The sequence below is a fragment of the Bradyrhizobium sp. OAE829 genome (assembly GCF_040546575.1).
Taxonomy (GTDB): domain Bacteria; phylum Pseudomonadota; class Alphaproteobacteria; order Rhizobiales; family Xanthobacteraceae; genus Bradyrhizobium.
This window is the reverse complement of sequence record NZ_JBEPOE010000001.1, coordinates 7,351,344-7,365,734: the sequence shown is the minus strand read 5'-3', so window position 1 is coordinate 7,365,734 and position 14,391 is coordinate 7,351,344. Positions and strand designations below refer to the sequence as shown.

Sequence of the window (14,391 nt, the reverse complement as noted above, 5' to 3'; positions counted from 1 at the left end):
ACCAAAAATCAGTTCGGGCCGATCAGATTCTTGCCGGGATCACCGACCCTCGCCCCGCTGGTCGTATAGGCAACCGAACTCGACTGCTGAATGGTGTCGAGCACGGACGACACACAGAACGCGGCGATCGCCGCAAACGCCAAAGCCGCCAGAAAGCTCTTCATCGTATTTCCCTCGAACTGTTCTGTACTCGCATCGTCATTCGGCCGGCACGGCGTGCGTGCCATCTTTCGACGGGGCGCGGCCCTTGGCCTGCTCCTCCGCGACCCAGAGCGCGTGATGCTCCTTGGCCCAGTTGAGGTCGACCTCGCCGGTGCCCATCGCATCGAACGCGCCCTCCATCCCGACCGAACCGATATAGATGTGGGCCAGCATGGCCGCGATGAAGAGCATCGCGATCACGGCGTGGATCACGGTCCAGAACTGCAACGCCGTGACATTGCCCGGAAGATACGGGAACAGCATGTACCAGCCCGACACCGACATCAGCACGCCGCCGATGATCACGATCCAGAAAATGCCTTTCTGTCCGGCATTGAATCGTTTGGCCGGCGGATGCTTGCCGTTGGGCAGGATGCCGCCGCCCTGTTTCAGCCATTGCCAGTCGAGCTTCCCGGGAACGTTATCCTTGATCCAGATCAGGAACATGATCGCGAGGCCAAGCATGAACGGAAACGCCAGGTAATCGTGCGCGATCTTGGCCCAGCCCGACATGGTCGCAAATGCCTGGGCACCGAACAGCGGCATGATCAGGATCCGTCCGAAGCTGATGTTGAGGCCCGACAGCGCCAGCACGATGAAGCAGCTCGCCGTCAGCCAATGGGTGAAGCGCTCGAAGCTCGCAAAACGCAGGATCTTGGTGCCGGAAAAACCGTGATCGACGCGAATCCGGCCGCGCACCATCAGGAAGATCGCCAGCAGCGCGATCATTCCAAGGATGGCGATACCGCCGATGATCGGCAGCTTGCTGCGCTGGAAATCGCGCCAGTCGCGGCCCGCGGGCTGGATCAGGCTGGAGGCCATGGTATCCGGGATCGATATCCGCCCGGTGATCTTGTCGCCCTCCTTCAACGCTTTCAGGAGTTGGTCTTCCTGAACGGCTTCAGCGGTCGGCTTGAACGTCAGCTGCGCTGCGGCGGGATGCGCGAACACAAACAGCAGCGCGATGGCGGCGCATAGCGCCCGGAGGTGTGAAAGAGAGCTTGGCATAGGCCCGTGACCTTCCTAATTTCTCGCCCGTTTCTCGTGACATGTGCGCCGCCGCGCGCCGCGCGACGGCGAAGGCATCAGCCGGTCGGTGAATCCGCGTAAGCCGTTTTCCAGCCCCACATGCCCGAACCGTAACCGCGCTTCATCACGCGTTCCTTGTAGATTTCGGCGATGATGGCGCCGTCGCCGGCGAGCAGCGACTTGGTCGAGCACATCTCGGCGCAAATCGGCAGCTTGCCTTCGGCCAGACGATTGGCGCCGTACTTGGCGTATTCGGCCGGGCTGGAGTCCGCTTCCGGGCCGCCCGCGCAATAGGTGCACTTGTCCATCTTGCCGCGCGAGCCGAAATTGCCGACTTTCGGATATTGCGGCGCGCCGAACGGGCACGCGTAGAAGCAATAGCCGCAGCCGATGCACAGGTCTTTGGAGTGGAGCACCACGCCGTCGGCGGTGGTGTAGAAGCACGACACCGGACAAACCGCGGCGCATGGCGCATCGGTGCAATGCATGCAGGCCATCGACACCGAGCGTTCGCCGGGCTTGCCGTCATTGATGGTGACGACGCGGCGGCGATTGATGCCCCACGGCACTTCATGTTCGTTCTTGCAGGCCGTCACGCAGGCGTTGCACTCAATGCAACGGTCGGCATCACAGAGAAATTTGACGCGAGCCATGATCTATTCTCCCCTCACGCCGATTGAATCTGGCACAGGGTCACTTTGCCCTCGTGCATGCCGGTGACCGGATCGTAGCCGTAGCTTGTGATCCCGTTCACGCTTTCGCCGAGCACGATCGGATCGGCGCCCTTCGGATATTTGCTGCGCTGGTCGACACCCTGGAACCAGCCGGAGAAGTGGAACGGCATGAAGGCTACGCCCTTGCCGACGCGGTCGGTGACCAGCGCCTTGACCCGAGCCTTCGATGAGTTCTCCGGGCCGTAGACCCAGACCCAACCCCCATCCTTGATGCCGCGTTCGGCAGCATCCGATGTGTTGACCTCGACGAACATGTCCTGCTGCAACTCGGCAAGCCATTTGTTCGACCGGGTTTCCTCGCCGCCGCCTTCATATTCGACCAGACGTCCTGACGTGAGGATGATCGGGAATTGCTTGGCAAGCCCTTTGTCCACCGCAGCCTTTTGAACCGAGAAGCCGAGATTGGCCATCCGGAACTGGCGGCCATCCGGGCGCGTCGGGTATTTGGCGACGAGTTCGGGGCGAGAGGTGTAGATCGGTTCGCGATGGACCGGCACCGGATCCGGCAGATTCCACGCCACCGCGCGGGCCTTGCCGTTGCCATAGGCCATCACGCCATGTTCGAGCGTAACGCGGATGATGCCGCCCGACAGGTCGACGGCCCAGCCGACACCGTCGGGATTGTTGCCGCCGATCTTGTTGATCGTCGCCAGTTCGGCCGCGGTGAGATCCTTGTCCCAGCCGAGCTTCTTCAGCACGCCGTAGGTAAACTCCGGATAGCCGTCGGTGAGTTCCGAACCCTTGCTGTAGGAGCCTTCCGACAGCAGGTTGACGTTCTTCACCGAACCGTCCGGCTGCTTCTCTTCATAGACGACGCCGAACCGCGCCCGGAACGTACCGCCGCCGTCCTTGGCGTGCAGGTTGGTGTTGTAGAGCGTATGCGTTCCCGGATGCTTGATCTCCGGCGTGCCCCAGCACGGCCACGGCAGGCCGTAATAGTCGCCGCCGATTTCGGGCTCGTCGGCCTTGGCGCGCAGGGTCACCAGGTCGAACTTGCCCTGGTTCTTCATGTGCGCCTTCAGACGCTCCGGCGATTGGCCGGAATAGCCGGTCGAGAACCCGCCGCGGTTGATTTCGCGCAACAGCTCTTCCGGCGACGGACGGTTATTCTCCACCTTGAGGTTCTTGAACATCGGATCGGCGAAGCCGAGCTTCTTGGAAAGCAGGTAGATGATCTCGTAATCGTCCTTGGATTCGAAGATCGGCTTGACGATCTGCTCGCCCCATTGCAGCGACCGGTTGGAAGCGGTGCGCGAGCCCGAAGTTTCGAACTGGGTGCAGGCCGGCAACAGGTAGGTGCCGTTCTTGCGCTCCGAGATCGCCGCGAACGTGGTCGGATGCGGATCGGCGACCACGAGCAGTTCGAGCTTCTCGAGGCCCTTCACCATCTCGGTCATGCGCGGGATGGTATTGCCGCCATGCCCCATGATGACCACGCCCTTGATGGTGTCGCGTTGATCGACATCATCAGGATTGGCCAGCGTCGCATCGAACCAGCGGGTCCACGGGATGCCCGGCAATTCCATGTTCTGCTTGCGGGTGCGGGCCGGACGGCCCGCTTTCGCCGGCACTTCGTCGAAGCGCGCCTGCAGATAATCGTATTCGACCTCCCAGACCCGCGCCCAGTGCTTCCAGGCGCCTTCAACGAGGCCGTAATAGAGCGGCAGCGTCACGATATCGAGGCCGATATCGGTGGCGCCCTGCACGTTGCAATGGCCGCGGAAAATGTTGGCGCCGCCGCCGAAGGTGCCGACATTGCCGGTCGCCAGCAGCAGGGTGCAATAGGCGCGGACGTTGGCGGTGCCGACGGTGTGCTGGGTGCCGCCCATGCACCAGACGAACGCCGACGGCTTCTGCTTCGCAAAGGTCTCGGCGACTTTCTTGACCTGTTCGCCGGGAATGCCGGTGACGCGCTCGACCTCTTCCGGCGTCCACTTGGCGACTTCGGCGCGGATCTGGTCCATGCCGTAGACGCGCTGCTTGATGTATTCCTTGTCTTCCCAGCCATTGGCGAAGATGTGGTGCAGCATGCCCCAGATGACAGCGATGTCGGTGCCGCTGCGGAAGCGCACATATTCGGTGGCGTGGGCTGCGGTCCGGGTGAAGCGCGGATCGAGCACGAAGACGTTGGCGCGGTTGATCTCCTTGCCGGTCAGGATGTGCTGCAGCGACACCGGATGCGCTTCGGCGGCGTTCGAGCCCATGAAGACGATCGTCTTCGAGTTGCGCATGTCGTTGTAGGAATTGGTCATCGCGCCGTAGCCCCAGGTATTGGCGACGCCGGCGACGGTGGTGGAGTGACAGATGCGGGCCTGGTGGTCGATGGAGTTGGTGCCCCAGAACGCCGCGAATTTGCGGAACAGATAGCCGCCTTCATTGGAGAATTTCGCGGAGCCGAGCAGATAGACGGAATCGGCGCCGGACTTGGCGCGGATTTCCAGCATCTTGTCGCCGATCTCGTTGATGGCGACGTCCCACGATATTTTCTGCCACTCGCCGTTGACGAGTTTCATCGGGTATTTCAGGCGGCGGTCGCCGTGCACGATTTCGCGCACGGACGCGCCCTTGGCGCAATGCGAGCCGCGGTTGATCGGGCTGTCCCAGGCCGGCTCCTGGCCGACCCAGACGCCGTTCTGCACTTCGGCGATCACGGTGCAGCCGACCGAACAATGCGTGCAGATGTTCTTTTTGATTTCCGTCGGCTTGCCCACGATCTTTGGACCGGCCTCCGCCTTGCGCACCGAACCGAGCGGCATCAAGCCGAGGGCGGCGCCGGCGCCTGCAGCCAGGCCGGACCGGCGCAGGAACGAGCGGCGGTCGAGAACCCCCGAAGCCAGGCCGGCGGCGACACCCTGCAAACGCGCCTTGCCTGCGGATCCGTCTTTTCGCTTCATCAACATGTGCGTGGTCCCATCAATAGCGGTTGACGCGGTAGAAATTCTTGACGTGATCGGTTTCCTTGTAGCGGGCCTTGACGCGCTCGGCCTGCGACTCGTCGGCGACCGCCTCGCTGCCCGCCAGCGGCACTACGGCTGCTGCAGCGACTGCCGATCCGCCCATCATGAACAAGCGACGGCGATCGAGCCCCTTGGCATCGAGCAGCTTGTCGGCCGGCGCCTTGTCGGATGGTTTGCTCATCGCGGTCTCCTCCACTTCAAACGTTCAGTCGCCTTTGCACGTCACTCGGACAGCGTGAAGGCCTCGGCTTCCAGTTCCATAAACACGCGGCCGACGCGGCCGACGGCACGGTAGAATTTGGCGGTCCCGGACATCTCCAGATCGACGAACATCCGCGCCGCCCACGGCTTGAGATGCCGGTCGAAGAAGCGCGCCTGTTCGGCGAACTCCGCCTCGAAGTCGCCGCGCGCCAGGCCTGCCATCACCTCAAGCAGAATCGCGATGTGGTCTTCCGGCTCACGCGAGGGGCCGGCACGTTCGATGCCGAGCAGGTCCAGGTCCTCGCGGACGCGCGCCAGCGGGCGCTCGTGCAGGAAGCCGGTCAGGTAATAGGAGGCATAGGGCAGCAGCTCGCCGCGCCCGAGCCCGATGAACAGGTCGAAGAATTCCTTGCTGGCGGCGCGGTCGTCCACGGCTGAAGCGGCCGCGGCGAGTTCGACATGCGCCATGCCGAGATCGGAGGCGTCGCCCTTCAATTTCGCGACCCGCGCCAGCGTGCCCGCGTCCGGCGCCTTGCCGAGCAGCAGCGACAGCAAGCCGTATTCCGCGGCGCGCAGCTGATCGATCTCGTCGACTTCCGGTTTCGATGACACGTTGGATGGCACCTGGGATGACACCTGAGCCTCGGATGATCCGTAGAGATCGGGGCGAAGCACGGAACGCTCGACACGCGTCAAAGCCTCGACCGCGAGAACCCGCTCGGCAGGAATCCGCGACCATGATGAAACCGAAGGCTGCGCAATGCCGATCGCTCGCGCTAACGATGCGACGCCACCCGCTGCCCTGATTGCCTGTTCCAGTCCGGCGTCACGCATGGTGAACCCGACTTCTCCCCAGCCTCACGCCCAGTGTCCCGTATCCTGTGTCCGATGCCTCTTATTCGGGCATACAATTTAGAACTGGAATTATTCCAGTCCTAAATTTGTATCATAGGCTTTGCCTATGTCTCGAAAACTTTTGTCTAAACAAGAGGTTTTGCCGAGCCATGGCGTCGCACCGGCTGCTGCGGTGCAACAGAATCGGAAGGCAGGGAGACTGATTGCTGCACTGGTTCGAGGCCGGCTTCCGCCTCGCCGCTCGTAGGATTCGGCTCCGCGGGCTCCGACTGACCGCTCAATCTCAGCGGTTGATCCGGCAGATCAGGCTTTGGCTGGCCGGAAGATTCAGCGTCGTTCGCGATCTCTGTCGGGGCCTCGGCGGCAACCGGCGGCTCGGCAGGCGCTTCGCCGGTGCCCATGATCTGGGTGACCATCCGTGCGATATCGATGCCCGCGCCGAGTTCGCTGTTGCCGGGCACGCCGCCCGGCGTGTTCCAGTCATAGGCGTATTCCAGCGCAGGATTGACGTAGTTACGGATCGCGGGATCCAGCGCCCAGGATTTTCTCAAGGCCGCATTGCGCAGATGTTCGGGAACGCCCTTGCGCAGAAAGCCGGTGATATCAGTCTCCGACGTCAATTCCTCGAGCGACGGCAGGCTGGAGAGATCGAACTCCGGCACAGCCTCCTTCTCAGCCTCGGCCTCGGTCGCCGGACCAGCAGCGATTTCGGCATCGGCAGCGGGCGCTTCGCGCTCGGGCTGCTTTATCTCTTCCTTGGCCTCCTGCTTACGCTGCGACCATCGCGCCAAAAAGCCTTTGTCGTCGCTCTGGTCCTGACCACTCATGCGCGCCCTGTCCCTTCGTCCGGGCCGCGATCCTTTGGGCCGGGCTGGCGCTCGCCGCCGGCACGATCGCGCTTGCGTTTGTGGAACACCCGCTCGACATGAAACTCGTCGACAAAGGCGGCGATCCAGGCCGCGATCTCCGGAGACATCGGAACGGTGCCGATGACGTCGCAACCGCTTTCGAAGATCGCCTCCCCTTCGGTCGGATCGGCCGTCACCTTGGTCAGTTCGAGTTCGGATCCGCCGGCCTGTCGCCGCAGCGCGACCCAGATGCGCGGTTCGCCGTCGGCGAGATTGTCGCGGTAATTGGCGGTGTCGGAACTGAACAGGTCGATGCTGGCGGCGCCCGCGTAATACATCGTCGCATCCGGTTCAGTGGACAGCACGGTCCATGGTGCGGTTGCCGGCACCTCGTCGAGCACCATCGCCGGCGACCACATATGATCGATCCATGGATTATCGACGGCGCGGCGCCGCACCACCACACCCACTTCGCGGGATGCGGTCATCGCCATGCGCGATCCTCCGTGAACCGGCCGATCATGCCACATTCGCCTTTGGCGCGAGCGGCAGCCCGGCGACCAAATTTTGCGGCTTCAGCCGCACGACCTTGTCCGCGCCCATCGCCAGGATGAGGTAAACCGGTTTGCTGCCGACGCGTTCATCCACCAGCCGCGTATCCGCAATGGTCAGGCGCATCAGCGCGACGATGCGCTCGGCGGCGTTGGCGTCCACCGACGTGCCGTTCCACAGCGCATTGCCGATTTTAGTGCCCTCGCTGTCGAGACCGACAAACCAGCGCCAGTCGCGGTCTTCGATACTGGGAACCGTCTCGACGCTGACGGTTACATCGAGCAGATGGGCGATCCATCGTTCGATCACCCGGCAAAGCCCGGCACGCGCCTTCGGATTGCCGCCGATGTTCATGACCATCGCATGCGCATCCGAACGCGACCAATAGGTCCAGGCGTTCTCGTCGTCCATCACATCCATCTCGCCGAACGCCTTTGGCGGCGCCAGCATCGCCGTGAGCGGCGACGCATGCAGGTCATGTTCGGCCTGTTGCTGCGCCTCGACGATTTCGGCGTCCGCAAGCAACAGCGTGCCCTCATGAAACGCCGCCTGCTGGCTGCGATAGAACAGTTCGGCCGCGCGCAGCATGTAAGGATCGTCGCAGCCCTCGAGCGCGTTGCGCAGGATCAGGTGGCAGAGCTGCGAGACGAAAATCGGCGGCAGGTCGCCGGCGCCATTGCGGGCCAGGTTGACATAGACCGCCTCGAGTGACGGAGCCGCGACCAGCCGGTCGCGAAAATTCATCATAAAGGTCCAGTTCTCGCGCGCATCGGGATCGGCGAGCGCGGCGATATCGGCTTTCGAAACCGAACGGAGCGGATCGGCCAACAGGCCCGCGTGCAGGTTCCGCTCGGCTTCGCAGGCGTCCTCCGGCGGCATCAATTCGGGCCGCGCCAGATAGGCCATGATCAGTTCGGGCGTCGCGATCAACCCGCCGTGGTCGGCGCGCCGCGTCAGGTGATGGCCGGACGCTACCCAGAATTCTCTCATTTGCGATTTCCGGTTTTCTGTTCAGTTCCCATCAATCCCAAGAGATCGACCTCCTCGGCAGGTTCATCGTCACCTTCGATCTCATGAAAGGTAAAGGCGCTGGCATGCGCGTGCAACCGGTCGGCATCGCCTGCGGCTTCGCGCGGCTTGAGGGTGCGAAAGCGCTCGCGGATTTCACCGTCCTCGATGCTGCGTTGCACGGCGAGCAAGGTCTGCACCGGGTGATCGCAGAGCGAGGCCGCAAACGCGACCTCTTCTTCGGCGGCGCCGCGCGCGGCTTCAAGATCCGGCGCGCCGAACTTTTCCAGCAATTGCGAAGCAAGCCGATCGACCGCGGCTTGCCGCTCCGCTTCCGTCGCCTCGGTCACGATCGCAAGCGTCGACCAGCCCAGACTATCTACCCCGAGAAATCCGGACCGCAGCGCCACGCGCTGCTTCTGCGCCAGCGTCGCCGAATCCTGGTTCCAGAACACGAACGCTCCGGAAACCGCCCATTCTCCGGGTTCCGCGGCACGCTCGAAAACAAACGTGTCCGATGGGTCGAGCCTGATGGTTCGCGGCAGCTTCAGCATGTCAGCCTCATCCGAACTTCGGACCGCGCAATTGCGGATCATACCAGTCCGCTTTCGCCAGCGCATCCACGAGGCTGGATCGATCAGGCGGCCCGCTGCCGGCGGGGAGCTTGACCAGCAGATCGCCGTTGACGTCGATGGCCCTGATCTCACCGGCCTTGCGCCTTGGTAGCCGCTCCAGATAATCCCTGGCGATGGCCTCAAAACCGCGCTCGTTCCAGCGATCGAACGCGGTCATCAGATGGCGGGCGAAGCTGCCGATGATCGCGTCGGCATCGACCATCTCAAAGCCCGCGCCCAGCATCGAAACGCCGGCCGCGGCCTGCACCTCGTCGAGATGCACCATGTCGGCGGCGCGCAGGATCACCGCGAAAACCAGCCAGTTCGGCACGTCGGTTTCCGCGCAATCGGCGGGCCAGCCGAGCCGCGCGCCGCCCAGCAATCCCGCGTCGAACCGGATCGTATCGGGCCACTCGAAACTGACGTCCCGCTCGGGCGGACAATGGGCGGCAATCGCGTCCGCCAGCGCGTTCATGCCGGCGAACAACGCCCGGCGCGCCGAGTTCAAGGGTTCGTCGGGTTCGAGCACCACGGCGAATTCGACCAGGTCGTAGCGCCGCACCCAGACCAGCGTTCCGGCACCCGCTTCGGCCGCGATTTCGCATCCATGGGCAAACGCGTCGCCGAGCTCGCGTAACGCGACCAAAGTATAACCGGGGGGCAGATCGGGTGCCTGATCCACTTCCCCGCGACGCGACATCATCGAAAAGCTCATCCTGCGTTGCTGTGCTAAATTGCTTTGCAATCCGCCGGTGTATGCTATCCCCCTTGGGCTCGCAACACGAGCGGAACCAGAAAACGAACCGTGCGATGTGTGCGCCGGTTCAGGAAGTTAACGATGGCTACGGCGTCTCATCTTCTGATTTGCAGTTGCGAGAAGACCATGCCGCTCGACGTGCCGGCGATCAGCCGTGGCTGCGCCGGGAAGATCACGCAAGCCAACCAGCTCTGCGGCCTCGAACTCGAACGGTTCAAGCAAGCGCTAGCCGACGGCGCGCCGATCACAGTGGCCTGCACGCAGGAAGCGCCGCTGTTCCGCGAAGTCGCCGAGGATTTCCCGCAAGCCCAACTTACCTTTGCCAACATCCGCGAAGCCGGCGGCTGGTCGAACGATGCGGCGGCGGCCGGTCCGAAAGCCGCGGCGCTGATCGCGGCTGCGCAGGAAGACATGCCGCCGATCTCAATGGTGACGCTGGAGAGCAGCGGCGTCGCGCTGATCTATGGAAGCGACGAGATCGCCATCGACGCCGCTCAGCGCCTCGCCGACCGTCTCGACATCACCGTGCTTCTGTCAAAACCCGGCGACGTCATGCCGCGCCGGAGCAATGAGTTTCCGGTGCTCAAGGGCACCATTCGCAATGCGCGCGGTCATCTCGGCGCGTTCGAGCTCGCGATCGACGACTACGCGCTGCCGCAGCCCTCCTCGCGTGCGAAGCTCGTATTCGGCGCCGCGCGCAATGGCGCGACATCGACCTGCGATTTGATCCTCGATCTCAGCGGCGGTACACCGCTGTTTCCCGCGCACGAACTGCGTCCGGGATATCTGCGCGCCGATCCACGTGACCGCGCCGCCGTCGAGCGCGCGATTTCGGATGCGGGCAATCTGGTCGGCACTTTCGACAAGCCGCGCTTCATTCAATTCGAGGAGGCGCTGTGCGCCCATTCGCGCTCAGGCATTACCGGATGCACGCGCTGCCTCGATCTCTGCCCGACCGGCGCGATTACGCCGAACGGAAAGGCGGTCGCGATCGACGCCAATGTCTGCGCCGGCTGCGGCGCCTGCGCATCGGTATGCCCGACCGGAGCGGCTTCATATGCACTGCCCAGTGCAGACGCGCTGATGCGGCGATTGCGCACGCTGCTGCAGACCTATCGCAAGGCCGGCGGCAGCAACGGCATCGTGCTGTTCCACGACGGCGAGCATGGCGACGCGCTGATCGACGCGTTGGCAAGGTTCGGCGCCGGACTGCCGGCCCATGTGCTGCCGCTGCGCGTCAATGAAGTGACGCAGCTCGGACCGGAGAGTATCGCGGCGGTGTTCGCCTATGGCGGCAGCGGTGTCGCGATCCTGACGCGCGGCAAACCCAAGCACGATATTGCCGGACTGCGCCGGACCGCCGGGACATCCGACACCGTGGTTGCCGCGCTCGGCTTCGGCGCAGGCTTGGTGCGCATCCTCGAGACCGACGATCCAGACCAGCTGCGCGCGATGCTCGATGCGGCGCCAGGCGGCGTCGCGACGCCAAAGCCGGCCGGCTTCGTGCCGCGCGGCGCCAAGCGCAGCGTGCTCGAAACGACGTTTCGCGAACTTCACCTGGCGGCACCCGCGCCGGTCGATAGCGTCCCGCTTGCGCCGGGCGCGCCGTTCGGCGGCGTCAATCTCAATGTCGAAGGCTGTACGCTCTGTCACGCCTGCGTCACCGCCTGCCCGACCGGCGCGCTATCGGACAATCCCGATCGTGCCATGCTGCGCTTCACCGAAAGCCTGTGCGTGCAGTGCGGGCTTTGCGAAGCGACCTGCCCCGAAAAAGTCATCACGCTCGAGCCGCGGCTGGATTTTGCCGCATGGAATGCGCCGCTGCGCGTTCTCAAGGAGGAAGAGCCCTTCAACTGCATCGCCTGCGGCAAACCGTTCGGGACCAAAAGTTCGATAGAACGCGTATTGGCAAAACTCGGCGAGAAGCACTGGATGTTCCAAGGCGCCAACGCCAAACGGATCGATGTCATCAAGATGTGCGCGGACTGCCGCGTCGAGGCCGTGGTCAATGAGGGTTTTGACCCGCACGGGGCGCCGCAGCGGCCGGCTGTGATGACGACGGAAGATTATTTGCGCGCGCGCGACAGCAAGAAGGGCGATCCCCTTGGATCGTAACGAGCCCGCCGTATCCGGCACCCGGCCAACCCCTGCAGCACGCGCGACGTCGCGGGCGTCAGGCATTCCCGGCGTCAAGCACGTCATCGCGGTCGCCTCGGGCAAGGGCGGCGTCGGCAAGTCCACCACCGCATGCAACCTCGCGCTCGGCTTTGCCGCCCTCGGGCTGAAAGCGGGTATCCTCGACGCCGATATTTACGGCCCATCGCAGCCAAAACTGTTCGGACTGCGTGGCAAGCCACGCCAGGTCGGCCCGCGCATGCTGGAGCCGCTGGAGCGGTTTGGCGTCAAGGTGATGTCGATCGGCTTTCTGGTCGAGGAAGACCTCGCGATGATCTGGCGCGGGGCGATGGTGATCTCGGCGATCACGCAATTGCTGCGCGAGGTGGCGTGGGGCGATCTTGATATTTTGGTCATCGACCTGCCGCCGGGCACCGGCGACGCGCAGCTCACGATGGCGCAACAGGCGCCGCTGGCGGGCGCGGTGATCGTCTCCACACCGCAGGACATCGCGCTGATCGACGCGCGGCGCGGCATCGCGATGTTCGAGAAGGTGAACATCCCGATCCTGGGCCTGATCGAAAACATGTCGGCGTTCTGCTGCCCGGCCTGCCAGAAGCTCACGCCGATCTTCGGCCATGGCGGCGCACGGCAGGACGCCGAACGGCGCGGGATTCCGTATCTTGGCGAGATCCCCCTCGATATCAAAATTCGCGAGACCTCCGACGATGGCCGCCCGGTGGTCGCGACCGAACCGGACGGCGTTCATGCGCGCCACTACATCGCGATCGCCCGCGAAGTCTGGACGACGATCACGTCAGGCGCGGCAAGCCGGCCGCCGCCTCGCATTATCATTGAGTGAACGCGTTCATCGCATCGCAGCGAAGCTGCGGGATGGCACGCGATTGTGCCGCGCCGATTTTCGAGATACGAGGGAGTCATATTTTTTCTTCAAAGCATTTAAGGGAGAATATCGTGCGCTTATTGAGACATTTGGGATTGATGACCGCGATCATGTTCGCTCTGACGGCCAACGCACCCGCAGCCCATGCCGACAGCTTGAAAGACGCCACGGCCGCGTTTGCAAAAAAGCAGTATGCAGCGGCGATAAAACTGTTCCGGCCGCTCGCGGAAAAGGGCAATGCCATCGCGCAATACAAGGTCGCGGTGATGCACAGGATGGGCCTCGGCGTTCCCAAGAGCGAAAAGGAAGCACGGAAGTGGAGCCGGCTCGCCGCCAAGCAAGGCAATCCCCAGGCCCAGACGCTGCTCGGCAGCCTCTACTACAAGGCCAGCGGCGAGGAATCGCCCGACACCGTTCGTGCCTACATGTGGTATGAAGTGGCGGCGGCGCAGGGCAATGCCGAGGCCAAGAAGGATCTCGCTTTGCTCACCAAGGAGCTGACCCCGCAACAGGTCACGGAAGCGCGCGAGAAGGCGCAGAAATGCAAATCGTCCGGCTACGAGCAGTGCGATTGATCGAACGTACTTCTCACGACAGGTAGGCCGGCATCGTCCTCGCGCTCGCCCCTAGCGAAGGCATAACGAGCATTCGCACGGCGCGTCGATGCGCTCATCCCTTCGGTTTGGAATCCGGCTGGCAGTCCTTTCGGACCACCATGGGCTTGCCGCCGCTCTGCACGGTGGGCGCGGCCGAATCGGCGCCGCCGGCGTCGGGCAGGATCGCGCTCTTTTCCACGGCCATCGAGTTCGACGTCTTTTCCTCGCCGTGTCCCGAGGTCGCGGACCCCGTTGTCGTGCAACTGGTCTCCGGCTTTTCGCTCGACGGTGTCGTCGATTGCGCGGCCGCAGGTCCAATGACCAACGATCCCACGAGAATTGCTGCGGCAGCACGAATCATTTTGCTCTCCCGTGAAAAACAGGCTTTCGAAATTCGGAAGACAAACGTTCTGCGACAGCGATGGTTCCCCGGCCCCAAGTCCTTTCAGAATGGCAGCGCGACGTCACACTTGATCTCCTTGAGGATGACATTGGTGCGGACGTGACGGATGCCGGGAATCTTGAACATGAACTCGTCGAGAAACCGGTTATAGGCAGCCATGTCGGCGACGACGACCCGCAAATGATAATCGGCATCCCCCGTCGTCGCAAAACACTCGAGGACCTCGGGGCGCCGTTTCACGCGCGCGACGAACTGGGTGACGAAAGTGGCGTCGTGGCGATCGAGCGACACATGCAGAATGGCTGAAGTCAGGAAGCCGGCCCTCTCCCGGTCGACCAGCGCCGCATAGCCGGTGATGACGCCGGACTCTTCAAGCGCCCGCACCCGGCGCCAGCACGCCGACGACGACATGCCGACATCGTCAGCCAGATCCTGGTTGCTGCGGCGGCCATCTTTCTGGAGATGGGTCAGCAATCGTCGATCCTGTCCTTCAATCATGGTGAGCCTTTCCTGAACTGCGGTGGCAGATCATACCGAATGATGCGTCATTGCTGGTAGCTTCTACCATAACGGACGAAAAAATCGAACAATTAGGACAGCTCTTCCACCCGATCGGG

At 63.3% G+C, this 14,391-nt stretch carries 16 protein-coding genes; 3 read left to right on the top strand and 13 right to left on the bottom strand.

What is annotated here, in order from left to right:
* Positions 1 to 8: 8 nt before the first annotated feature.
* From ABIE49_RS35115 to ABIE49_RS35065, 11 genes are all read right to left on the bottom strand, one after another.
* Positions 9 to 164 carry a hypothetical protein gene (locus ABIE49_RS35115; protein WP_192734409.1) on the bottom strand — a complete coding sequence of 52 codons (156 nt, stop codon included), beginning with the start codon at positions 162 to 164 and terminating at the stop codon, positions 9 to 11.
* Positions 165 to 198: 34 nt separating this feature from the next.
* Positions 199 to 1,209 carry a formate dehydrogenase subunit gamma gene (locus ABIE49_RS35110; RefSeq protein ID WP_192734408.1) on the bottom strand — a complete coding sequence of 337 codons (1,011 nt, stop codon included), beginning with the start codon at positions 1,207 to 1,209 and terminating at the stop codon, positions 199 to 201.
* Between the two features lie 77 nt (positions 1,210 to 1,286).
* Complete coding sequence (gene fdh3B, locus ABIE49_RS35105) at positions 1,287 to 1,883, bottom strand: formate dehydrogenase FDH3 subunit beta (protein ID WP_192734407.1); 597 nt, start codon at positions 1,881 to 1,883, stop codon at positions 1,287 to 1,289.
* Positions 1,884 to 1,897: 14 nt separating this feature from the next.
* The gene (locus ABIE49_RS35100; protein WP_192734406.1) at positions 1,898 to 4,864 is read right to left on the bottom strand and encodes a formate dehydrogenase subunit alpha; all 2,967 of its coding nucleotides are present in this window, start codon (positions 4,862 to 4,864) and stop codon (positions 1,898 to 1,900) included.
* Positions 4,865 to 4,877: 13 nt separating this feature from the next.
* Positions 4,878 to 5,102 carry a hypothetical protein gene (locus ABIE49_RS35095; protein ID WP_192734405.1) on the bottom strand — a complete coding sequence of 75 codons (225 nt, stop codon included), beginning with the start codon at positions 5,100 to 5,102 and terminating at the stop codon, positions 4,878 to 4,880.
* A 41-nt stretch (positions 5,103 to 5,143) separates the two neighbouring features.
* The gene (locus tag ABIE49_RS35090) at positions 5,144 to 5,956 is read right to left on the bottom strand and encodes a Cro/CI family transcriptional regulator (RefSeq protein WP_192734404.1); all 813 of its coding nucleotides are present in this window, start codon (positions 5,954 to 5,956) and stop codon (positions 5,144 to 5,146) included.
* Between the two features lie 146 nt (positions 5,957 to 6,102).
* The gene (locus tag ABIE49_RS35085) at positions 6,103 to 6,804 is read right to left on the bottom strand and encodes a DUF3306 domain-containing protein (protein ID WP_192734403.1); all 702 of its coding nucleotides are present in this window, start codon (positions 6,802 to 6,804) and stop codon (positions 6,103 to 6,105) included.
* On the bottom strand, positions 6,801 to 7,319 hold the full coding sequence (locus ABIE49_RS35080) for a DUF3305 domain-containing protein (protein WP_502915953.1): 519 nt from the start codon (positions 7,317 to 7,319) through the stop codon (positions 6,801 to 6,803). The genes ABIE49_RS35085 and ABIE49_RS35080 overlap by 4 nt, the downstream gene beginning before the upstream one ends.
* Before the next feature lie 25 nt (positions 7,320 to 7,344).
* Positions 7,345 to 8,367, bottom strand: a complete 1,023-nt coding sequence (locus ABIE49_RS35075; RefSeq protein ID WP_192734402.1) for a DUF6352 family protein — start codon at positions 8,365 to 8,367, stop codon at positions 7,345 to 7,347.
* Positions 8,364 to 8,939 (bottom strand): DUF6505 family protein, encoded by a 576-nt coding sequence (locus ABIE49_RS35070; RefSeq protein ID WP_192734401.1) that lies wholly within the window; start codon positions 8,937 to 8,939, stop codon positions 8,364 to 8,366. Before ABIE49_RS35070 ends, ABIE49_RS35075 begins: the two co-directional genes overlap by 4 nt.
* Before the next feature lie 7 nt (positions 8,940 to 8,946).
* Complete coding sequence (locus tag ABIE49_RS35065) at positions 8,947 to 9,702, bottom strand: biotin/lipoate--protein ligase family protein (RefSeq protein ID WP_192734400.1); 756 nt, start codon at positions 9,700 to 9,702, stop codon at positions 8,947 to 8,949.
* A gap of 135 nt (positions 9,703 to 9,837) precedes the next feature.
* Between ABIE49_RS35065 and ABIE49_RS35060 the strand changes: the two genes are divergently transcribed.
* The 3 genes from ABIE49_RS35060 to ABIE49_RS35050 are packed head-to-tail and all read left to right on the top strand — an operon-like array spanning position 9,838 to position 13,350.
* On the top strand, positions 9,838 to 11,871 hold the full coding sequence (locus ABIE49_RS35060) for a 4Fe-4S binding protein (RefSeq protein WP_354067131.1): 2,034 nt from the start codon (positions 9,838 to 9,840) through the stop codon (positions 11,869 to 11,871).
* Positions 11,861 to 12,733, top strand: coding sequence for an Mrp/NBP35 family ATP-binding protein (locus ABIE49_RS35055; protein WP_192734399.1), 873 nt, complete (start codon positions 11,861 to 11,863; stop codon positions 12,731 to 12,733). Before ABIE49_RS35060 ends, ABIE49_RS35055 begins: the two co-directional genes overlap by 11 nt.
* A complete protein-coding gene (locus ABIE49_RS35050; protein WP_354067130.1) occupies positions 12,730 to 13,350 on the top strand; it encodes a tetratricopeptide repeat protein in 621 nt (206 codons plus the stop codon). Before ABIE49_RS35055 ends, ABIE49_RS35050 begins: the two co-directional genes overlap by 4 nt.
* 94 nt (positions 13,351 to 13,444) lie before the next feature.
* Here ABIE49_RS35050 and ABIE49_RS35045 read toward each other — a convergent pair whose 3' ends face one another.
* Both ABIE49_RS35045 and ABIE49_RS35040 read right to left on the bottom strand, forming a co-directional pair.
* Positions 13,445 to 13,732 carry a hypothetical protein gene (locus tag ABIE49_RS35045; protein ID WP_192734398.1) on the bottom strand — a complete coding sequence of 96 codons (288 nt, stop codon included), beginning with the start codon at positions 13,730 to 13,732 and terminating at the stop codon, positions 13,445 to 13,447.
* An 84-nt stretch (positions 13,733 to 13,816) separates the two neighbouring features.
* On the bottom strand, positions 13,817 to 14,272 hold the full coding sequence (locus ABIE49_RS35040; RefSeq protein ID WP_192734397.1) for an Lrp/AsnC family transcriptional regulator: 456 nt from the start codon (positions 14,270 to 14,272) through the stop codon (positions 13,817 to 13,819).
* Positions 14,273 to 14,391 lie beyond the last annotated feature (119 nt).